Here is a 21,675-nt window from a genome sequence, read left to right on the forward strand (position 1 = left end):
CCTAAATTGAATTCATCATTTGAAACATCGGCATAATCATCGCTAAGTACATCAGAATGACTATAACCCCAAGACATGTAAATAAAATGGGTTGAATCACAAATAACATACGTTTAATTTTTTGTTCTACCTTTTCAATAATGTGCTCACTGTAATCACCAAGCTCATTTGCTAAATTACCGTTTGCTTGTCCATGCGTAATGATATAAGAAAGTTCTTTCTCATAATAACCGCTTTTATCAATAATAGATTGTAACGGTTCTCCTGCAATTAATTGCCGCTCAATTCGGGCTGCTTCATACTGAAAGAATGGATGATACTTTTGCTTCATCATTATTGTTAATGCTTCGTGCACTGACAATCCACCGTGTAATAAACCACTTAATTGAGCGGAAAAATAATGCGAATGATTTAAAATAGAAAATGTTTTCATAAGGGGAATACGGATCATAATCTTTACCTGTTGAGTAGGCGGAAGTTTTCGGAAATAAAATATATATAAACTAAATCCCGTTATAACGATAAGAAAAATGATATAAATGAAGTAGGGTAATAATTTAATTGCAACTAAAATTTGCTCCGTAAGTGGTGGTGCTGTAGAATGTAAAGAACTATACATCATTTCAAACTGAGGCAATAAAATGAGGTTAAAAACAGAAAGCATAATCATTAAAAAAAATGATAAAAACATAGGATATTGCATTACTTTCATCATATCTTTCCTATATTTATCCTTCTTGTAAAGAAGTACACTCCCTTGTTGCAAAGCAAAAGAAATATCACCGTGTCGCTCTGCATAAAACAAATAACTTAACACCTCCGGATGAAACATTAATTGATGAAAAGAAGCGTGCAAACTTTGTCCATTTTTCAATCCCTCGATCATATGCTGTAACTGTAACTTCTTCCCTAACGGTAGTTGAAACTGCAAAAATTCTAACGCCTGTAAAAGTGAGTAACCTTTCTCTAATAAATCACTTAATCTTTTCCATAATAATACTTGATCACTTAAACTCCATTTTCTCTTAAACATATACATCTTCTTCTAAAAAGCCTAAAGCATATCCTTTTCGCACCGACGATTCCAACGTTTCATAGTGATACGTAACATGTTCTCCACTTGCTTCTTTAATCGCTTGTTTTAATTCATATCCATATAACAGTTCATAAATGCTTGCCTGCCTCACTTGCCTCATTGATTTACATAAAGTTGAACACTTCCCTCTGCAAAACGGACATTTTAATTCAACGAGTCGCTGAGCAGCTACAGCCAATAATGATTGTTCAATTTCTTGCCTTGTAATACCATAATCCATAAATCGTAGTATCGCTCCTTTCGCATCATTTGTATGCAAGGTTGTCATCACTAAATGTCCCGTCAAACTGGCCCTTACAGCTACTTTTGCTGTTTCTTCATCACGAATTTCGCCAACTAAAATAATATCTGGATCGTGACGCAAAATAGCCTTTAATCCCGTTTCATATGTGATACCAGCTTTTTCATTTATTTGAATTTGTAATAAACCGTCTTTTCTTCTCTCAACTGGATCTTCCAGCGTAACGATGCGACGTGTTTCTCCTTTTCTTGCTACTTCTAATAACGCATACATTGTCGTTGTTTTTCCAGAACCAGTCGGCCCAGTAAATACGAGTAACCCATGAGAATGCTTTAAAAAAGAGAGTAATTTTTCCGCTGTACTTGGAAATAACGAAAGATGAGACAACGGCTGAACAGATGCTTGTAAATGGAGGCGAATAACTAGACTTTCTTGATATACTGTTGGAAGTGTTGAAAGGCGTAAATACACTTCTGATCCATCAATTTGCAAATATAATGAACCATTTTGAGGCTTTCTCCTCTCTCCTATATCCATTGATGCTAAAAACTTAAAGTGCGAAACAAGCTTTTCTCCAAATTCCTTTTCAATACACCTTTTCGTAATTAAATCTTTCCCTATACGTAATTGAATCGCCACATCCTTTTGCCTGGGCACAATATGTAAGTCTGATGCTTGCACCCTACAAGCTTCTTTCATAATCATATTTGCAAAAAGCTCGACACTATTCATCAAGTTTCCCTCCTCACTATGTATATATCATGAAAAAATGCACAAGAAAAATTAGAGATTTTGTATTTTCACTAAGAGAAAAAGGAAAAATATGTTTGTGAAATTATGAACAATTTCCGAATTATTGTCTGAAATTACCTATATGGAAGTTTATCTGTATTATAATGTTAATATCTTGGATAAAGTGATAAAGGTGGAGATCCTAATGGAACAAGCTTTAAAAATTACAGGTGTATTATCTGACCCTACTCGTTATTATATTTATAAATATATTTCGCAAAAGCATAATTACGTAACTGTACAAGAAATTGCAGATGAGTTTAACATTCATCCAAACGTAGCGCGTTTACATTTATCTAAATTAGAAGATGTTAATATGCTCAAATCAGAAACAAAAAAAACTGGGAAAGGCGGCAGACCAAGCAGACTATACGTCTTGTCTCAAGATGTCATCCAGTTACAATTCCCATTTCGCGATTATCAATTATTAGCGCAGATAGCATTTAATTCACTGCTAAGCTTAGGTAGCGCTGGTGAAAAAGCGCTATATGAAACAGGGAAACAATTCGGCAAAGAATTAATGCAACAACATATGCATCGCTTAAATGTAAGTGCAGAAGCATTGACGATAGAACAAAAAATGCTAATCGCAAAAGAAGCATTCTCAACAGCTGGTTTATCTCCTGCTTTTGAATTAAGTACAGATGGCACAAAAATTTTCTATGATGTACACAATTGCCCATTTAAAGAAGTTGCTGCGCATCATCCGACTGAAATTTGTAATATGCACGGAGATATGATGAAGGGGATTTTTGAAATCCTATTCCCGAACGTGGAATTAACACGAAACGATAGTCTACTAGATGGCTGCAAATCTTGTAACTATAAAGTGAAACTTTAATCAGTGGGGGTTTTGTTCATCCCCACTGATTATTAGCCTTCACCAATCGGGCGTTTACGGGCAGCCCGACTCCCACCTAACTTCTTTGCTCCAGCCGAATTTTGAGGTGGGAGTTTTACTGCCCGTTAATGCGGGATAAAGTTCAAATTTAGTTTTTCAACTAAGAAGAAGTCAATATTATAATTGGCTTCTTTCTTTTATATGAATGAATATTTACAATAGTTAGAAAAATAAACTATAATGAAAAGAGGTTTTACTTTTTTTTAGAAAAGGAGGGAGATGGCATGGAGCGCATGTTTCGCGTTCTCGGCTTTTGGACTGGAATTTTCTCGGTTATGTTTTACGTAGGGGATATGCATTCGACCGCACTACTATTTTTAGGACAAACAGGATTCTTCGTACTTTTAAGTTATTTAAAATTAACAGAGCGTATGTATATATACGTATTCGGGGCATATTTAACCGTTTTCTTCATCGGATTTACATGGTACACAACATTTTTACTTGTCCCTGGAGCTGGACATTAAAAGATGGCAATTTGCCATCTTTTTTTTAATTCCGCAATTCCCTAGTTGACTTATGGGTTTTATTACCTTATATTCTATATAACACATTGGAATTAGGGGGAATTAACATGAATACACTGCTTGTCGGAATTAACATCACAGTCATGCTCATTTTAGTTGGCGTATTGTATTATATGCAACGTAAGCATGTATCTTTTAATAAACGTGTATTTACTGCTTTAGGAGTCGGAATTATCTTCGGTCTTATATTACAATTTATTTATGAGCCTACTTCTAAAGTAATTATCGAATCAAATACCTGGTTCGGTTTAATTGGTAACGGTTATGTGAAGTTACTTCAAATGATCGTTATGCCACTTATTTTAGTATCTATTATTTCAGCATTTACAAAATTACAATTAACGAAAAACCTTGGTAAAATCAGTGGTCTTATTATCGGAATTTTAATTCTTACTACAGGAATTGCCGCAGCTGTCGGTATAGCTGCAAGCGCAGGATTTGATGTATCAGCAACAGGATTACAACAAGGTGATGCAGAATCCGCTCGTCTGAAATTAGTAGAAGAAAGATTTACTTCTATTGAAAAGACAACAATTCCAGACAAATTATTAGAACTGTTGCCTACAAATCCGTTTCTTGATTTAACAGGTGCTCGTCCAACATCAACAATTTCTGTTGTAATATTTGCAGCATTTATCGGTATTGCCTTTCTCGGTGTAAAAAGAAAGCATCCAGAACAAGCAGAGCTATTTAAGAAGATGCTTGATGCTGTATATGCAATCGTAATGCGTATGGTAACGTTAATTTTACGCCTGACTCCATACGGCGTATTAGCTCTTATGGCAAAGACAGTTGCTGGTAGCGATATAAATGCTATTTTAAAACTTGGTAACTTCGTGTTAGCTTCTTACGTAGCTCTTATCGTAATGTTTATCATTCACTTATTATTAATCGCATTATCTGGTTTAAATCCAATTCAATATTTGAAAAAAGTTTTCCCTGTATTAACATTTGCATTCACATCTCGCTCTAGTGCTGGTGCAATGCCATTAAATATTGAAGCACAAAAAGAAAAACTTGGTATTTCTGAAGGAATCGCTAACTTCGCTGCATCCTTTGGGGTATCTATCGGTCAAAACGGTTGCGCAGGTATTTATCCAGCGATGCTTGCTATGATGGTCGCTCCAACTGTAGGAATTGATCCATTACAACCACAATTCATTTTAACTTTAATCGCTGTCGTTGCTATTAGCTCATTCGGTGTTGCCGGCGTTGGTGGCGGTGCAACATTCGCAGCGTTAATCGTACTATCTACAATGAACTTACCAATCGGCATTGTCGCTCTTGTTATCTCAGTTGAACCATTAATCGATATGGGTCGTACTGCTCTTAACGTAAGTGGTTCTATGACAGCAGGTCTTATTTCTAGTAAATGGCTTGGTGAATTAGATCAGGATACGTACAATCAAGATGCTGTAAAAACTGGTGAGATTGCATCATAATAAAAAGGACGCTAACAATTTACTGTTAGCGTCTTTTTTTATTATATTCCATCTCTATACATCTTATCTTGAAAGTTATCACTCCAAGTATTCTTCTAGTTGCTCTTTTAACTCCTCTTCAATCTCATAGTAAGATTCATCAACAAGTTCCCCTATTTTCTTACTCCCCAAAATTCTCGATTGAATTGGCATTCCTAAAAAAACATTTTCGCATTTCCAAATTGGAATGATGTAAAATTCAATCATCTCCTCTTCTTCATCTAATACCGCTATAGAAACTGATGAATAATAGCCCATTTCAAATGGATTCTCCTTATCTCTTGCAAATTCCATACATAATTTCATATTTTTTTCTATGTATAAATGTGAATACTCTTTACAAAGTTTAAGTGATATTCGCTCTATTTCCTTTTCCATACATTGAATTTTCTCTTTCAATTCCAATGTAAAATTTTGTTCTTTATACTTCATTTCCGCCTCCTTACACACAGAAAAAGAGAATACAATAACATATTCTCTTTTCTCAAATATATTTCATTATCTCACAGCCCGTCCTTTTACAAATAACCATTTTGCTCGCACCATGTATGAAATTGTCCTACATCTACTCCAACTAACACGATATCCTTTAGCTCTACAGCAATACTTTGTTCCCCAATTACAATAGCAAAGTGGGTTTCTAATTGTTTTTCATTTTTCTTTACAGTTCCAATTCGGTTCCGATGCGGCCCATCTTTTATATATGCTTTTTGTCCTACAATATCAAAGTTCAAGATTCTCACCTCTTTTACTGCGCTCAAATTGGAAATACAATCTCCACCTCGGAAAATTTCCTTTCATTGCACTATTTCTCTATATATATGACGAAACAATAAAAGAGTCCTTCCTTCTTTACAATTATTTTTTCTTTGTTTCATTTTTATGATTAAAACGTAAAGATTATAATAAAATACACTTGGAAGCGCTTTCTACGTAACTTTTTATGTTATAATATAAAAGTAGAACTTCGTAAAGAGGGTTAAAAAATGAATACAAACATGATTAAAAAAGTAATTGAAGCATTAAAAGTATATGGCTTTCAGGATGTATCATTCTGTGAAGAAACGAAGCAATTTTTATTTCATAACGAAACCGATATTATGAGCGGCTATGCAGCAATAACATATAGTAGTCAATTCGAAAAATTTAACGTACAAATTCATCCAATTGAAACGCATCACCAAGCAGAGTTACAAGAGGTTGAAAGACATATACAAGCTTGCATACGAAAAGTAGAGTATTTAAATGCACTTCTTACTGGACAAACAAAGCTAGATGATAAAATTATTATTATGTAAAAAAAAGAACGTGATATCCTCACGTTCTTTTTCTTTATATGTTCATCTTTTCTTTCAATTGTAATCCTGTAATGGATTGTAATACATCCATTACCTCTCCAAAAGTCATATCAAAAATCGTTTTATCTTCTATGTATGGAAACTGTCTAAAACGCTTTTCTAACATTTTCACTGCATCCGATGTGAAATTTGCGCTATCAATGCCAAATTCTGTTTCAAGAAGCACGATCCAATCTAACACGTGAAAACCTAATCCATTTACGAATGAAATCAGTTTTTCTTCTGGCTGTGAAGCTAAGAATACGTTTCGCTCCATCTCACTAAAAAGTTCTTCTCCTAAAATTCCTGCTAACTCATCATCATGTTCGCGTTCAATAATCTCTTCATAACCGTAATCATCAACAAGCTCTTCTACTTCTTCACTATCTGCAAAAAGTAATTGACTAAGAATTGCATCTTTCTTAAATTCACTGTTTTGTACAACTTCTAAAAAACTTGTTTCCCATCCATTTTCTAATTTCATATTTATAACTCCTTTATATGCTTTACTTATAATAACTGTGCCCAAAATAGACTAATGGTAACCTTCACTCTTTTTTGCAAGAAATATTTCTCGCTACATTCCCACGTCTAACATTCCACTTTATTCAATATATATGAGACAAGCCCCTCAATTTCTCCTTCGAAAATATCAACTTCTCGTAAATGGTAGAATGTAGTTTGCAACTCATTGCCCTTGTGATATATATAAATTTTCTTTTCTAAAGCAATTGCCATCCCTAATTCTTTATGACTTCCATTCCCACCCTCTAGTATGAGTAAGAAAACATCAGCTTCTCGTATCGCTTCTTGTTCTTCTTCACCAATCTTTTGCAATTGTTCTCTATTGGTTGCTCTTTCATTTTTCGTCCAATCATATGTATGCTGCCATCCCACTTCTTTCAATTGGCTTGATACGAAACGAACAAGATGTTTATTTTGAAATCCTGAAGCAATATAAAATTTCATTTATATCCACTCCTTCAATATGTATGGGGAAACTCCTTTTTTAGCGTTAATGGGATTTTTTCAAAAAAAATCCCCATCTTTAGAACTTATTTGCGTTTCAATGATGGGGTGCCTCATGATCTTCTTTTATTTTTTGTTTTTTATAACTTTCATCAGCTAACATTTCTAGTTCAGCTGTTATTTCTGATTTTTCAAGCTCTCGTTCTTGTGAAAATTTCCGTGAAATATAAACAATAACACTACCAACGTACAACACAAAGCATATAATAAGTGCAGTATTTTCATAGAGACTTAGCTCCAACACAGTCACTCCTAATCCATTCGTATTTTCACGCTTAATCAATTGGAATTTCCCTATTAACCATTTGTTATTGTAACATAAAAATATCAATTCTTGGAATCTTTCATCCTACTAAAAAAGACATGATTGTTTAATCATGCCTCTGAAATATGTTGAATGATAGTTTTAATCGCTTCTTTTCCATTATATTTTTTTAATGCTGTTTTATACATCTCATTATTATGAGATAGCTCTTCTATATGCTTTATAAGCTCGTTCACCGTTACATCCTCTTCGTATAATACCGATGCATACCCTTGTCTTTCAAAGGATTCAGCATTTAAAATTTGATCTCCACGGCTTGCAAATTTCGATAACGGAATTAAAACCATCGGCTTTTGCATTGTTAAAAATTCAAAAATCGCATTGGATCCCGCACGTGAAATAACAAAATCTGTTGCTGCTAATATATCCGGCAACTCTCCATGTACATATTCAAATTGTCTATATCCTTCTTTATTTTGTAAGGATTCATCAAGATTTCCTTTTCCGCAAAGATGCACAATTTGATAATTTTTCAGAAGATCTGGAAGTGCCGACCGAACCGTTTCATTAATTTTCTTTGCTCCTAAACTTCCTCCCATAACAGTAATAACTGATTTCTTACGGGAAAATCCTAGAAACTTTAAACCTTTTTCAAGATTTCCTCTTAGTACGTCTTCACGTACAGGCGATCCTGTATATATTACTTTTTCTTTCGGTAAGTGCTTCGCAGCTTCTTCAAATGTAACAAATATTTTCGAGGCAAAACGGAGCGCAATTTTATTTGCTAGTCCAGGTGTCATATCAGATTCATGTAATAAAACTGGCACCCTATTTAGCCATCCTCCAATTACGACTGGTACGGATACGAAACCACCTTTTGAAAAAATAACATCCGGTTTTAGTTTACGAATTGTTACGTACGCATCCATAACACCCTTCATCACGAGAAAAGGATCTTTTATATTTTTTAAATCAAAATAACGACGTAGCTTCCCGCTTGCAATACTATGATACGGAATTCCTTCTTTTTCTATAATCGTTTTCTCAATCCCTTGATGAGAACCAATATAAGAGATACCCCAGTTCTGCTTTTGTAAATGTGGAATAATTGCTAAATTAGGCGTTACATGCCCTGCCGAACCGCCACCTGTAAAGACTATTTTTTTCATACGTCTCCCCCTTCTACACTATAGTACACTAAAATACCTTGCCTCAGGGTGAGAAAATACCATAGCCGTTACAGACGCTTCTGGCTCCATCATAAATCCTTCTGTTAATGAAATACCAATTTCTTCTGGATGAATTAAGCGAAATAATTTTTCTTGATCAGCAAGTTCTGGGCATGCTGGATAACCAAATGATACGCGTATTCCTCTATATTTTGTACGGAATCTCTCTTCCATCGTCAGTTCAGGTGAATCTGAAATTCCCCAACGATCACGAATAAGCATATGTGTTTTTTCAGCAAGTCCTTCTGCTAATTCAAGTGCTAACGACTGAATCGCATGACTGCGTAAATAATCTCCCTTCGCCTTCCATTCCTCTGCAATATCTCGAACCCCTTCTCCAACGGTAACAGATAAGAAAGCGACATAATCCATCTCATCTCCAATCGGGCGTATATAATCTCCTAAAGTACGGTATGGTGCTTTCCCTTGTCTCGGAAATTCAAATCGCTCTATGATACGTGTGTGATCTTCCGGATCGTATATAATTATATTTTGTCCATCACTTTGCGCCGGGAAAAATTGATACACCGCTTTTGGTTTTAACCAAGATTGTCCTTCCACCAATAATTCGTCTATTAAATCATTCAATTCATGCGCTCTTTTATCTCCCTCTTTCAAAAGCTTCTTCACATTTCCTTTTAATCCAAGGTGATGTCCAAGTAGCATTTGTCTATTTAGAAATGGAGCGAGATGTGCAACGGGAATATCGCGTAATACAATTCGTTTTGTTGAATCAGGTAACATAACCGCCGCCTTCGCTAATGGCTCAATTACTGCGGGAATTTCTATTTTTTTCTCCTCTTGTTTCACAATATGAAGATGGCGTTCCTTTTTATCTCGCTTCATCTTTTCACGTTCTTCTTCTTTTTGTAATTTGTTAATAATATCAAGACCCGTCATTGCATCACTTGCATAACATACGAGCCCTTTATAAGATGGAGAAATACGATTATCTGTAAATTTCCTCGTTAGTGCTGCACCGCCTACAACAATTGGAATATCAATATTCGCTGCTTTTAAATCTTCAGCCGTTGTTACCATTTGTTGCGCTGATTTTACTAACAAACCAGAAAGACCAATAATATCAGGTTTCTTTTCTTGTACTTCTTGAACAATTCGATCCGAACGAACATTAATTCCTAAATTAATAATTTCATATCCGTTATTTGATAAAATAATTTCAACGAGGTTTTTCCCAATATCATGTACGTCACCTTTTACAGTCGCTAATAATACTTTCCCTTTTTTCGCACTATCACTAGATTCCATATGTGGCTCTAAATAACTTACGGCAGCTTTCATACTTTCAGCACTTTGCAATACTTCAGCAACGATAAGCTCATTACCATTAAATAATCGCCCCACCTCATCCATTCCTGTCATAAGTGGACCATTAATAATATCCAGAGGTTTTCGTCCTTCTGTAAGCGCGAGACTTAGATCTTCTTGTAGTCCTTGCTTCGTACCTTCTACAATATAATTTGCCAGTCGTTCATCAAGCGTTAGCGTTTCTTGTACAACGATATCTTTCTTTTTGGCAACACGATAAAAGTTTGTGAATTTTTCTAACGTTTCTTTCGTCGTTTCAAATAATAATGCATCCGCAAGACGTTTTTCTTCCTCTGGAATTGACGCATAGCGCTCTAATTTTTCCGTGTTAACAATCGCATAATCTAATCCTGCTTTCGTTGCATGGTATAGAAAGACAGAGTTTAATACTTCACGTCCAGCTGGTGGTAAACCAAAAGATATGTTACTCACACCTAGAATCGTTAAACATTCTGGTAACGCTTCTTTAATAAGACGAATTCCTTCTATAGTCGCTGCCGCTGAGCCTATATATTCTTCATCACCTGTTCCTACAGGAAACACAAGCGCATCAAAAATAATATCAGATGGGCGTATACCATACTTCTTCGTTAGTAATTCATAGCTTCTTTTAGCAATCTCTATCTTTCTTTCTGCACTAACTGCCATACCATCTTCATCAATTGTCCCTACAACTATCGCAGCACCGTATTTCCGAAGAAGGGGTGTCACTTTTTCAAAACGTTCTTCTCCATCCTCTAAATTAATAGAATTGATAACACCTTTTCCTTGAATATAAGTAAGAGCTTTCGCCATAACATTTTCATCTGTTGAATCAATCATAATCGGTACTTTTAACACTTTCGTAACTTCTGCCAAGAATCTTTCCATATCTTCTATTTCATCACGATCAGGGTCTGCCATACAAATATCAATAATATGAGCATTTTTCTTCACTTGCGCTCTTGCCACTTCAGCAGCCTCTTCAAATTTCCCTTCTGCTACTAATCTTTTAAACTTACGCGATCCAATTACATTCGTCCTTTCTCCAACAAATAAAGGCCTCATAGAATCATCGTATTGCAACGCTTCTAGTCCACTAATTCCATGTCCAACCCTTTCATGATGCTCACGAGGATTAATTGAGGCAAGCGCCGATTTCATTACACGTATATGTTCTGGTGTTGTGCCACAACAACCACCAATAATATTAATCCATCCTTCTTCAGCAAAACGTTTTACTTTTTCAGCAAGTGACGCTGGAGATTCGTGATAATGCCCATCTTCATCAGGAAGACCAGCGTTTGGATAACACGAAATATAACACTCCGATAAATCAGATAGAGAACGAATATGTTCCCTCATAAATTCTGGACCAGTAGCACAATTTAATCCAACCGATAATGGCTTCATATGCTCTACCGATAAATAAAAGGCTTCGATCGTTTGACCCGCTAAAGTCGTTCCCATCGGTTCAATTGTTCCAGAAATCATAATGGGTACTATTTTGTTTAGTTCTTCAAACGCCGATTGAATTCCAATGTACGCAGCTTTCACATTACGCATATCTTGACTTGTCTCAACGAGTAATACATCAACTTCTCCTCTTAATAGTCCTCTCGCTTGCCTTGTATAGGCTTCGATTAACTCTTCAAAAGTTACACCACCTGTAACACTAATCGCTTTCGTCGTTGGTCCCATCGCTCCCGCAACATATACTTCTTTCCCGCTTTCTTTGACCGCTTGCTTCGCCAAAAACGCTGCCCTTTCGTTTAACTCTTCATCTAAATGAGACAATGCATAATCACTTAATACAATATTCGTCGCGCCAAATGTATTCGTTTCAATAATATCTGCTCCAGCTTCAATGTAGACTTTATGAATATTTAAAATAACATCCGGTCTTGTTTTTACTAAATATTCATTACAACCTTCGTATTCTTCTCCTCCAAAATCTTCCGCTGTTAAGTCTTCTTGCTGGATCATCGTTCCCATTGCACCATCTAATATTAAAATTTCATGTTGTAATCTCTCTTCTATTCGTTTCATCAATTAATACCCTCTTTCACTTCTTGCTTTTCTCTCACATATTTCACGAGATGTTCTGTAATTTCATATTTTAAAAACGGCGTAATAAGATAAATACCGTTAAAATATTTCATCGCCGCATCAATCAACTCTTGTGAAATACGAATTCCTTCCTCGATAGCAGCCTCTTTCGTTTTATGTCCATCCATTCTTTGTCTTACATCTTCAGGGAGCGTAATACCCGGTACTTCAAAATGAAGAAAATCTGCATTCCGCTTACTTACTAACGGCATAATTCCAATAAAGATAGGTTGTTCCAAATGCTTTGTCGCTTCATATACTTCTTCTATTAAAGCAACATCATATATCGGCTGCGTTAAGAAATATTCAGCTCCAGCATCAATTTTTCGTTCCATTCGCTTTACCGCTGCTTTTAAATGCCTTACATGAGGATTGAATGCCCCTCCGACAGAAAATCTTGTTGCCGGACCAATTGATTTCCCTAAAATAGAACGACCGTCGTTCATCTCTTTAATCATTTTAATTAGCTCTATAGATGACAAATCATATACAGAAGTTGCACCTGGAAAATCACCAACGCGCGCTGGATCACCAGTTAAAGCTAGCACTTCTTCCATACCTAATGCTGATAATCCAAGCAAGTGAGACTGTAGTCCAATGACGTTATGGTCTCTACACGTTAAATGCGTCAATACTGGAATATCATGCTTCGTTAATAATGCACCCATAGCCATATTCGAAACGCGAGGAGATGCTAATGAATTATCTGCTAGAGTAATAGCATCCGCTCCAGCCCTTTTCAGTGCTCTTGCCCCTTCAAAAAAACGCTGCGTGTCTAACGTTTTCGGTGGATCTAATTCCACTACAACTGTCGTTTGTTTCTTTGCCTTTTCTGCGAGAGTAACATGAACTCTCGAACGTTTCTCATGTGTATGGACCACTTTAGGCCTTACAATCGTCTTCTTTGCTATTACAGGTGCAACATTTGCAATAGCACGTTTCATTCCCTCAATATGTTCCGGGGTAGTACCACAACAACCACCTAATAAACGAATACCTTGTTCAATAAAGTTTGGTGTCATCTCTTCAAAATACGCTGGACTTCCCTCATATACGTAACGCCCTTCCACATAATTCGGGAGACCTGCATTCGGATATGCTGATAAATATCCATTTTGAGGAATCGATATCATTTTGAAAGCTTCCGTCATATGAAGTGGCCCCAGTTGACAGTTCAATCCCACAACATTGGCACCGTAATCCAAAAGCTGTTTTAATATTTCATTGACATCATTCCCATTTTGAGTCGTACCTGCCTCATGTAACGCTAACTGAGCAACAATCGGAATATTCGTTTGTTTACGCAATACTTTAACGGCATGCAATAATTCAAATTCATCATAAAAAGTTTCTAATAGTAATCCATCAACCTGTTCTTCTAGTAAAGCACCTGCCTGCTCAAGTAACATAAATTCTCTCTCTATATCAGTCGTTGTAACAGCACCAATATGTTTCATACCTCCAATTGTCCCTAAAATTGCATTCCGCTCTGTTACTGATGCTTTCGCAATATTCACTGCCGCTTTATTAATTTGGACAACTTGATTTTCTAGACCATACATGCGGAGTTTCGCTTCATTCGCACCATACGTATTCGTTTGAATAACATCCGCTCCAGCAGCTACATATTGTTTATGGATCGATATAATTAAGTCCGGGTCAGACAAATTCAATTCTTCAAAACTACTTTGTAAACCATGCGAATGTAATAACGTTCCAACCGCACCATCACCTATTACAACTCCTTTTGATAATAAATCTAGTAATTTCACGAATCTCCCTCATTTCTATCAATATAAAAACCCCCTCTTCACTTTGAAGAGGGGGACATAATTGTTCCTCCTCTTATTATGCAAAACACACGTTTTGCAGGTTTTAGCACCGTTTCAAACATTTAGTTTGAAGGTTGCCGGGTTTCACAGGGCCTTTCCCTCCACCGCTCTCAATAAGAGTTTGTCTTTATTATTTTATTTATGTAGCTAAAGGGAAATACGTTCCCCTTTTAACAATGTTTGTTAATTTTTTATAAATTTAGCATGCACTAAAATAAAAGTCAATGACACTTGCGGAAAAATAAAAATTATTTAAAATAAAGTTGCAATTCAATTATCTTTTGTTGTAAAGTTAAAAACATAATAAAAATTTCATACGAACATTCTTATCTAGAGAGGTAGAGGGACTGGCCCTATGACGCCTCAGCAACCATTAACATTCATTCGTTAATAAGGTGCTAATTCCAGCAAATTGTGAAAGATTTGACAGATGAGAAGAAGACTCTATTCAAACCGAAAGCCTTCTTCTTAGAAGGCTTTTTTTATTTTCACTTAGTCGTTCACTTTAAAAAGGGGGAATTTTCACATGTCAACAATCGAAACAAAACTAGCACAAATCGGGAACCGTAGCGAAGCTACAACAGGAACTGTTAATCCACCTGTTTATTTCTCAACTGCTTATCGTCACGAAGGAATTGGTAAATCTACTGGCTTTGACTATTCAAGAACTGGAAATCCGACTCGCGGTCTTTTAGAACAGGCAATTGCAGACTTAGAAAGCGGTGAGCAAGGGTATGCCTGTAGTTCAGGAATGGCGGCTGTTCTCCTTGTCCTTTCACTATTCCGTTCCGGAGATGAGCTTATCGTATCCGAAGACTTATACGGAGGAACATATCGTCTATTTTCCGAACATGAAGACAAGTGGAATATTCGATGTAGATACGTAGATACACAATCTATTAAACAAATTGAGCAAGCAATCACATCTCAAACGAAGGCTATTTTCATAGAAACACCGACTAATCCATTAATGCAAGTAACTGATATCGTAAGTGTAGCAAGTGTAGCGAAAAGGCACGGACTACTTCTTATTGTAGATAACACGTTCTATACACCTTATATACAGCAACCATTAACAGAAGGTGCAAACATCGTCCTTCATAGCGCAACTAAATATTTAGGCGGACATAACGATGTACTAAGCGGACTTGTCGTTGCGAAAGGGAAATCTCTTTGCGAGGAGCTTGCTCATTATCATAATGCCTCTGGTGCTGTCTTAAGCCCGTTTGATTCATGGCTATTAATTCGAGGGATGAAAACTTTAGCACTCCGCATGAAACAGCATGAAGAAAACGCTCATGCAATTGTTGCTTATTTAAATGATGAAGATGGTGTGACAGATGTATTTTATCCAGGAAGAGGTGGTATGATTTCATTTCGCCTTCAAGATGAAACTTGGATTAATCCTTTCTTACAATCTTTATCCTTAATTACATTTGCTGAAAGTCTTGGCGGCGTCGAAAGTTTAATGACTTATCCAGCAACGCAAACTCATGCCGATATTCCAGAAGATATTCGAACAGCACGCGGTGTGTGTAATCGTCTTCTCCGTTTTTCAGTCGGCATCGAAAATAGCAATGATTTAATTCAAGACTTAAAGCAAGCAATTAAACTTGTAAAAGAAGGTGTAAAAATATGAGCTATTCCATAGATACACTTTTACTGCATAATCAATACAAGCATGACTCACACACAGGAGCTGTTAACGTTCCCATCTATAACACATCAACATTTCATCAGTTTGATGTAGATGCTTTCGGAAAGTATGACTATAGTAGATCTGGAAATCCAACACGTGAAGCTCTTGAAGATATCATTGCTTTATTAGAAGGCGGGACAAAAGGATTCGCCTTTGCATCAGGCATTGCAGCCATTTCTACTGCATTTCTCCTTCTTTCACAAGGTGACCATGTTCTTATTTCAGAAGATGTATATGGAGGCACTTATCGAATTGTTACTGAAGTTCTCTCCCGTTATGGTGTTTCACATACATTTGTTGATATGACCAATGTGGAAGTAGTAAAAGAAAACATTAAACCAAATACGAAGCTCTTTTATGTAGAAACACCTTCTAACCCACTTTTAAAAGTGACAGATATTCGTGCTGTTTCTAATCTTGCAAAATCTATTGATGCTCTTACTTTTGTTGATAATACATTTTTGACACCACTATTTCAAAAGCCACTTGATCTTGGCGCCGATGTTGTTCTTCATAGTGCAACAAAATTTATTGCTGGTCATAGTGATGTCACCGCCGGATTAGCTGTCGTAAAAGATGAAGAGCTTGCTCAAAAGCTCGGCTTTCTACAAAACGCTTTTGGTGCTATTTTAGGACCGCAAGATTGTTCTCTCGTGCTTCGCGGCATTAAAACATTGCATGTACGTCTCGAACATTCAGCTGCAGGTGCCAACAAAATCGCACATTTTTTACAAGAGCACTCTAAAGTTCAAAATGTCTATTACCCTGGATTACAATCACATCTTGGTTATAGTATTCAACAAAATCAAGCAACATCGGCTGGGGCTGTTTTATCTTTCACCTTACAATCCGAAGATGCACTGCGCCAATTCTTATCAAAAGTTAAACTGCCCGTTTTTGCGGTTAGTCTAGGAGCTGTTGAATCTATTCTTTCATATCCAGCAAAAATGTCACATGCAGCCTTATCACAGGAAGCACGTGATGAAAGAGGTATTTCCAATTCATTACTCCGTTTATCGGTTGGTCTTGAAAATGTTAACGATTTAATATCCGATTTCGAAAATGCTCTTTCTTATGTAGAAGAACCTGTAAATGCATAGAGAGAAAAGAAGATATGAAATTAAGTTTTCATATCTTCTTTTTATGCTGTCTAGCATATTCATTTTAATGTTTTTTCTTTTTGTATCGTTCATTAAAAAATAAAAATATATCATCTATTTCCAAGTAATGGATTAATTGATATATTAAGAAATAAAAAAGGGGTAAAAATAATGGATACTTGTGCAGATATTTTAATCGTTATCGATTTACAAAATGGGGTATGTTATAGCGGAGAGCATTTATTTGATTTACAAAACTTGCTTACAAAAGTAAATAAAAGAATTTCTTCATACAGAAAATCAAATAAACCAATCATTTTTGTTCAACATTGTGATGATGATTTAGTACCCGAAAAAGAACTTTGGGCTATTCATACCGATCTAGATGTTCAAGAACAAGATTTTTTGTACGAAAAACACATGCAAATTCATTTTATAAAACAAACTTAAAAGAAATTTTAGATCAATTATCTGTACATCGTATTGAATTTTGTGGTGCCCAAACAGAGTACTGTATGGATGCTACGATTAAATTTTCTCATGGATTGGGATACGAAAACTTCATGGTGCAGAAAGCAACCTCTACTTTGAATAATTCATTTATGTCTGCACAAGAGACGATTGATTTTTATGAAAATATATGGAACCACAGATTTTTAAAGTTGATAAAAAATGAACTCTAGAATAAATGACTAATGACTTGCTCATTCTAAGATTTATCAGTTACATCCAAACATTTCATTATCATCATAAAGAAGCTGATCATAATCAGCTTCTTTTCTTTTAACCTGTTATATATTCTGTATATAATATTATAATTCCTTTGTCATATTATTTTAAAAATTTCGTATATTCATTTGAAAGAATAAGAAAATCATGATAAAATTGTGTTACGAATATATCTATATCTTTCAATTTTTGAAACGCATCAAAATTTTCACCCAAAAATGTCATTTTACAAAACTGTGCAAATTTATCTATTTTATTTACATCAGGGTCTCTTTTCTTACAATTTCTTTACTTTAGGACTTTTTTTCTGCAACAACTGTTTTCTTTTCTTTAATTTTTTGGTATGTATAGTATGGTATAACAGCTCACACGGAGGTGGAAAAGAACATGTTAGAAACCTTTCAAAAAGAAATAGAACTTTATGAAAGCAATGCAGAATTATTGAAAGTGCTTGCTCATCCTGTTCGCTTATGTATTGTAAAGGGATTAATTGAACGTGGCCCAAGCAACGTTTCTACAATGTACACAGGCTTAAACATGCCACAATCTACAATTTCACAGCATTTAGCAAAATTAAAAAGTGCTAAAATCGTTTCTAGTGAAAGAAAAGGATTGGAAATTTACTACAAAGTAGAAAACGAAACAATTATTCAACTCGTTCGCGTATTATTAGGTTAGGGACCTATAGGCAGAGAAAAAGAACGTATTCTATATTTTTCATCTCATATCTTTAATATAAATATATATCATGAGAGGAAATATATAATACTACATAAGTCGTATTAAAAAACAAGACACAGAAATATACTGTGTCTTGTTTTTTCATATTGTTAAATATTGATTCAAAAGTAAATTCTTCATATCTTTCGTGTGCATAACAACATCAAAGGCACTTCCTAAGCTTCCGTTCAAAATCATAGAACGAACTGCTCGATTTCGTTTTTGAGTTTCAGAAAAAGGGTTGGTATCTTGATGGCTAGCAAGCTGATCTAATATTCCTGCTGCTAACAAAAACTCTGATTGCTTCCTATGCCATATCGTATTAATTCCTTGTAGCTCAAAATTCATCTTCAACTCATCCCAATGAACGTGCGTAGTAAGGTCCATTTCTCCTGGATATGCAAGCGGATTACGAATTAGCTTATGCTTATAATATCCTCTTAAACTTCCTTCATGATGTGCAGGATGCATCCATTCTTCTTTTGTATATCCATAATCAACTGTAATACATATACCTTTCTGAAACCATTTCGCAATCTCTTCTATATACTCTTCCATTGCAATAGGCACTTCAAAGCGCTGTCCCTCAGCAATATGAATGTTATATTTCAATAAGTAACGACCGACTCTTTTCTCTATCGGTCTAAATACTTCTGTAAGGTTTCCCTCATCTGTATACGTGATACGTACTTCATACAAAATTCCATTTCTTTTCTCAACTATCTCAACAGGAAACGCATCAAATAATTCATTCGAAAAAATAATTCCTTCGAAAGACTCTCCCATTTCAATATAAGATGTATAATACGACACATTATCAAATAAACAAAGCTTCTCCTGTTGTAGCCTTCTATGAAAAGGGCTCACTTCAATAATTGAATAGTTTAAATTGATAAAGGTTTCCGGAGATAATTGTTTCCATTCTTGTAAAATATCATAGGCAAACTTTCCTGTTCCCCCACCAATCTCACAAATATTTGGAGAAACTTCTCCCTTTTCAACAAGCCGAATAAAAAACTTAGCAAAAGTCTTCGCAAATACAGAAGATACATTGCTACTCGTAAAAAAATCTCCCTGTCTTCCAATTTTTTCACGTTCTCTCATATAATACCCATGTTCCTCTGCATATAATACGAGGTTCATATACGTACTATATGAAATCGAATGATCCTTTTCTTTTCCCATCCATTCTCTTAAAATGAGCTCCATCCCCATAATGACTCCTTATTGTAAAAATGGATTATTTTCTTTTTCAAAACCAATGCTTGTTTCTGGACCGTGTCCACATAGCACCGCTGTTTCATCTGGTAATACAAATAATTTCTCTTCAATACTTCCAATTAATTCAGCAAAACTTCCACCAGGTAAATCCGTTCTTCCAATACTCATTTGGAACAATACATCTCCAGAAAATACAGCATTCGCTTCTTTACTATAATAAGAAATACTTCCTGGAGAATGTCCTGGTGTCTCAAAAATTTCAAAACTAAAAGAATCAATCGTTAATGTACCCTCTTCGTCAATAATATGATCTGCTGGTTTTGCTGTAATACTGCGGTTCATCATAAAAATTTGTGAGCCATTCACAGTTGCATCACCTAACCAATCCGCTTCTTCTTTATGTACGTATACAGGAATATGAAAAGCGTCTCTCACCGCATCAACAGCACCGATATGATCGAAATGAGCATGTGTTAATAAAACCGCAAGTGGTTTTAACTGTGCTTCTTGTAAATATGTAACAAGTTTCTCTCCTTCATGGCCAGGATCAAAGATAATACACTCATTTTGATCATTCGTTAAAATATAAGCATTTGTTTGTAATGGGCCTAACGGCATTTGTATCCATTTCATATGAAAATCTCCTCCAGTTATTTAATTTACTTTTAATGATACAACATTTCTTTCTCTTAGGAAAAGAAGGGGTGTTATCTCGACAATCATTTTTAAAACATGTACAATATAAAAGAGTAAATATTCTAAAAACTCATCCTAAGGAATGAGTAGACAGAGGAGGATATTGTATGGGCCTTGTTATTATTTTTACGCTAGTCACTCTGTTAGCTGTATTTGCTACGCTTAGAACACTTCGCGAAAAAAACTTATTCGCGGGCGGCTTCGCTATTGCAACCGTACTTGTTTTCGGATGGTTTACAATCATGACTGTTCTATATAATGGGTACCCACCAGCAGCTTAATCCATTTACATTTTTATTCTCCAACAAGATCTTGCATAAAAAGAGGAAGGGGGCCCCTTCCTCTTCTCATTATTCACAACTTATATCATCTTCGCCTCGTATTTGTGCTTTTTTACAAGCCACGCTCCTCCAATTACACCTGCATCATTACCAAGTATTGCAATTGCTAACTTTGTGCTCTTTACAGCACGAGAGAAAGCATATTGCTCGAAATAACGTTGAATTGGCTCTAATAGTGCATCTCCAGCTTTGGATACGCCACCACCAATTACGATTTTCTCTGGGTTCAACGTACTAGCAAGGTTCGCTACAGCTAATCCTAAATAAGAAGCTACTTTTTCCACTACTTCACCTGCTAGTTCGTCACCTTGTCCAAGCGCTTCAAACACATCTTTTGATGTAATAAGCCCTTCTTCTGCTAACATAGAACGTAAAACACTTTCTTTATCTGTCTCTTGTATTTTTTGCATAGCAACACGCACAATACCTGTTGCAGAGGCTACTGTTTCTAAGCAACCCGACTTCCCGCAATTACATGGAAAAGCGTTCTCTGTAACAACTGTAATATGTCCAATCTCACCAGCAGCACCGCTTATACCATGTACAATCTCACCATTGGCGATAACACCACCACCAACACCAGTGCCAAGTGTCATACAAATTAAATCTTTTGCTCCTTCGCCAGCACCTTTCCACATTTCACCAAGCGCCGCTAAGTTTGCATCATTATCAATCACAACAGGTAATCCTGTTTCTACTTCTAGCAAGTCTTTTAACGGATAGTTTTTCCATCCTAAATTAACCGCTTCATAAATCATTCCAGATGCCACATGTACAGGACCAGGAGCTCCCATACCAATACCGATTAGCTTGCTTTTTAATTCACCTAATTCTTCTAACTTTTTATCAATAGCTTTCGCTACATCAAGTGTAATATGTTTTCCTTGTTCATTCGTATTCGTAGGGATTTCCCACTTATGTAAAATTTCACCGTACACATTAATAAATGCTAATTTAATCGTTGTACCACCAAGGTCAACACCAACTAACCATTTCTCTTCCATGTTACGTACCTACCTTTA

21 protein-coding genes, 1 pseudogene and 2 riboswitches are annotated in these 21,675 nt (G+C 35.7%); of the genes and pseudogenes, 9 read left to right on the top strand and 13 right to left on the bottom strand.

Features of this window, described 5'->3' with window-relative positions; genetic code table 11:
* Nucleotide 1: 1 nt before the first annotated feature.
* Together comGB and comGA are read right to left on the bottom strand one after the other, a co-directional pair.
* Nucleotides 2-1,039, bottom strand: coding sequence for a competence type IV pilus assembly protein ComGB (gene comGB, locus MHI07_RS19910; RefSeq protein ID WP_340825825.1), 1,038 nt, complete (start codon nucleotides 1,037-1,039; stop codon nucleotides 2-4).
* On the bottom strand, nucleotides 1,026-2,069 hold the full coding sequence (gene comGA, locus MHI07_RS19915; RefSeq protein ID WP_016106153.1) for a competence type IV pilus ATPase ComGA: 1,044 nt from the start codon (nucleotides 2,067-2,069) through the stop codon (nucleotides 1,026-1,028). Before comGA ends, comGB begins: the two co-directional genes overlap by 14 nt.
* A 205-nt stretch (nucleotides 2,070-2,274) precedes the next feature.
* On the opposite strand from comGA, the gene MHI07_RS19920 reads away from it, so the two are divergent.
* From MHI07_RS19920 to MHI07_RS19930, 3 genes are all read left to right on the top strand, one after another.
* Nucleotides 2,275-2,970, top strand: a complete 696-nt coding sequence (locus tag MHI07_RS19920) for a helix-turn-helix transcriptional regulator (protein ID WP_002014995.1) — start codon at nucleotides 2,275-2,277, stop codon at nucleotides 2,968-2,970.
* 284 nt (nucleotides 2,971-3,254) lie between these two features.
* Nucleotides 3,255-3,497, top strand: a complete 243-nt coding sequence (locus tag MHI07_RS19925; protein ID WP_002015110.1) for a DUF2626 domain-containing protein — start codon at nucleotides 3,255-3,257, stop codon at nucleotides 3,495-3,497.
* 107 nt (nucleotides 3,498-3,604) lie between these two features.
* Nucleotides 3,605-4,999: an L-cystine transporter gene (locus MHI07_RS19930; RefSeq protein WP_002160483.1), complete on the top strand. Its 1,395-nt coding sequence runs from the start codon at nucleotides 3,605-3,607 to the stop codon at nucleotides 4,997-4,999.
* A gap of 78 nt (nucleotides 5,000-5,077) precedes the next feature.
* On the opposite strand, the gene MHI07_RS19935 is transcribed toward MHI07_RS19930, so the two are convergent.
* Both MHI07_RS19935 and MHI07_RS19940 read right to left on the bottom strand, forming a co-directional pair.
* On the bottom strand, nucleotides 5,078-5,470 hold the full coding sequence (locus tag MHI07_RS19935) for a hypothetical protein (RefSeq protein WP_016106155.1): 393 nt from the start codon (nucleotides 5,468-5,470) through the stop codon (nucleotides 5,078-5,080).
* A gap of 86 nt (nucleotides 5,471-5,556) precedes the next feature.
* Complete coding sequence (locus tag MHI07_RS19940; protein WP_002160480.1) at nucleotides 5,557-5,772, bottom strand: DUF3912 family protein; 216 nt, start codon at nucleotides 5,770-5,772, stop codon at nucleotides 5,557-5,559.
* Nucleotides 5,773-6,024: 252 nt separating this feature from the next.
* Here MHI07_RS19940 and MHI07_RS19945 point away from each other — a divergent pair, with 252 nt between their 5' ends.
* The gene (locus tag MHI07_RS19945) at nucleotides 6,025-6,336 is read left to right on the top strand and encodes a hypothetical protein (protein ID WP_002160479.1); all 312 of its coding nucleotides are present in this window, start codon (nucleotides 6,025-6,027) and stop codon (nucleotides 6,334-6,336) included.
* A 34-nt stretch (nucleotides 6,337-6,370) separates the two neighbouring features.
* Here MHI07_RS19945 and MHI07_RS19950 read toward each other — a convergent pair whose 3' ends face one another.
* The 6 genes from MHI07_RS19950 to MHI07_RS19975 all read right to left on the bottom strand — a co-directional run bounded on the left by MHI07_RS19950 (nucleotide 6,371) and on the right by MHI07_RS19975 (nucleotide 14,087).
* Nucleotides 6,371-6,859, bottom strand: coding sequence for a hypothetical protein (locus MHI07_RS19950; protein WP_002160478.1), 489 nt, complete (start codon nucleotides 6,857-6,859; stop codon nucleotides 6,371-6,373).
* A 107-nt stretch (nucleotides 6,860-6,966) separates the two neighbouring features.
* On the bottom strand, nucleotides 6,967-7,344 hold the full coding sequence (locus MHI07_RS19955; RefSeq protein WP_340825837.1) for a nucleoside 2-deoxyribosyltransferase: 378 nt from the start codon (nucleotides 7,342-7,344) through the stop codon (nucleotides 6,967-6,969).
* Between the two features lie 97 nt (nucleotides 7,345-7,441).
* Nucleotides 7,442-7,684: a DUF3966 domain-containing protein gene (locus MHI07_RS19960; protein WP_085960924.1), complete on the bottom strand. Its 243-nt coding sequence runs from the start codon at nucleotides 7,682-7,684 to the stop codon at nucleotides 7,442-7,444.
* Nucleotides 7,685-7,779: 95 nt separating this feature from the next.
* Complete coding sequence (locus tag MHI07_RS19965) at nucleotides 7,780-8,838, bottom strand: undecaprenyldiphospho-muramoylpentapeptide beta-N-acetylglucosaminyltransferase (protein WP_340825839.1); 1,059 nt, start codon at nucleotides 8,836-8,838, stop codon at nucleotides 7,780-7,782.
* An 18-nt stretch (nucleotides 8,839-8,856) separates the two neighbouring features.
* On the bottom strand, nucleotides 8,857-12,255 hold the full coding sequence (gene metH / locus MHI07_RS19970; protein ID WP_215582174.1) for a methionine synthase: 3,399 nt from the start codon (nucleotides 12,253-12,255) through the stop codon (nucleotides 8,857-8,859).
* On the bottom strand, nucleotides 12,255-14,087 hold the full coding sequence (locus tag MHI07_RS19975; RefSeq protein ID WP_215579668.1) for a bifunctional homocysteine S-methyltransferase/methylenetetrahydrofolate reductase: 1,833 nt from the start codon (nucleotides 14,085-14,087) through the stop codon (nucleotides 12,255-12,257). The genes metH and MHI07_RS19975 overlap by 1 nt, the downstream gene beginning before the upstream one ends.
* Before the next feature lie 70 nt (nucleotides 14,088-14,157).
* Nucleotides 14,158-14,267, bottom strand: a riboswitch (SAM riboswitch).
* A gap of 203 nt (nucleotides 14,268-14,470) precedes the next feature.
* Nucleotides 14,471-14,584: riboswitch (SAM riboswitch) on the top strand.
* An 89-nt stretch (nucleotides 14,585-14,673) separates the two neighbouring features.
* Here MHI07_RS19975 and metI point away from each other — a divergent pair.
* The 4 genes and pseudogenes from metI (at nucleotide 14,674) to MHI07_RS19995 (ending at nucleotide 18,353) form a co-directional block, all read left to right on the top strand.
* The gene (gene metI / locus MHI07_RS19980) at nucleotides 14,674-15,786 is read left to right on the top strand and encodes a cystathionine gamma-synthase/O-acetylhomoserine thiolyase (RefSeq protein WP_002160474.1); all 1,113 of its coding nucleotides are present in this window, start codon (nucleotides 14,674-14,676) and stop codon (nucleotides 15,784-15,786) included.
* The gene (metC, locus tag MHI07_RS19985) at nucleotides 15,783-16,946 is read left to right on the top strand and encodes a cystathionine beta-lyase (protein ID WP_340825844.1); all 1,164 of its coding nucleotides are present in this window, start codon (nucleotides 15,783-15,785) and stop codon (nucleotides 16,944-16,946) included. The genes metI and metC overlap by 4 nt, the downstream gene beginning before the upstream one ends.
* 171 nt (nucleotides 16,947-17,117) lie before the next feature.
* Nucleotides 17,118-17,629 (top strand): annotated as a pseudogene (locus tag MHI07_RS19990) (cysteine hydrolase family protein).
* 433 nt (nucleotides 17,630-18,062) lie between these two features.
* On the top strand, nucleotides 18,063-18,353 hold the full coding sequence (locus MHI07_RS19995) for an ArsR/SmtB family transcription factor (RefSeq protein WP_000894375.1): 291 nt from the start codon (nucleotides 18,063-18,065) through the stop codon (nucleotides 18,351-18,353).
* Nucleotides 18,354-18,497: 144 nt separating this feature from the next.
* On the opposite strand, the gene MHI07_RS20000 is transcribed toward MHI07_RS19995, so the two are convergent.
* Together MHI07_RS20000 and MHI07_RS20005 are read right to left on the bottom strand one after the other, a co-directional pair.
* Nucleotides 18,498-19,610, bottom strand: a complete 1,113-nt coding sequence (locus MHI07_RS20000) for a class I SAM-dependent methyltransferase (protein WP_002160471.1) — start codon at nucleotides 19,608-19,610, stop codon at nucleotides 18,498-18,500.
* Between the two features lie 9 nt (nucleotides 19,611-19,619).
* The gene (locus MHI07_RS20005) at nucleotides 19,620-20,249 is read right to left on the bottom strand and encodes an MBL fold metallo-hydrolase (protein WP_016106164.1); all 630 of its coding nucleotides are present in this window, start codon (nucleotides 20,247-20,249) and stop codon (nucleotides 19,620-19,622) included.
* 170 nt (nucleotides 20,250-20,419) lie between these two features.
* Between MHI07_RS20005 and MHI07_RS20010 the strand changes: the two genes are divergently transcribed.
* On the top strand, nucleotides 20,420-20,593 hold the full coding sequence (locus tag MHI07_RS20010; RefSeq protein ID WP_002111850.1) for a DUF2759 domain-containing protein: 174 nt from the start codon (nucleotides 20,420-20,422) through the stop codon (nucleotides 20,591-20,593).
* A gap of 80 nt (nucleotides 20,594-20,673) precedes the next feature.
* On the opposite strand, the gene glcK is transcribed toward MHI07_RS20010, so the two are convergent.
* Entirely contained in the window at nucleotides 20,674-21,657 is a 984-nt protein-coding gene (glcK, locus tag MHI07_RS20015) for a glucokinase (RefSeq protein ID WP_002145726.1), read from the bottom strand.
* Between the last annotated feature and the right edge of the window lie 18 nt (nucleotides 21,658-21,675).

Origin of the sequence: Bacillus sp. FSL H8-0545 (assembly GCF_038006105.1) — a bacterium.
Taxonomy (GTDB): Bacteria; Bacillota; Bacilli; order Bacillales; family Bacillaceae_G; genus Bacillus_A; species Bacillus_A cereus_U.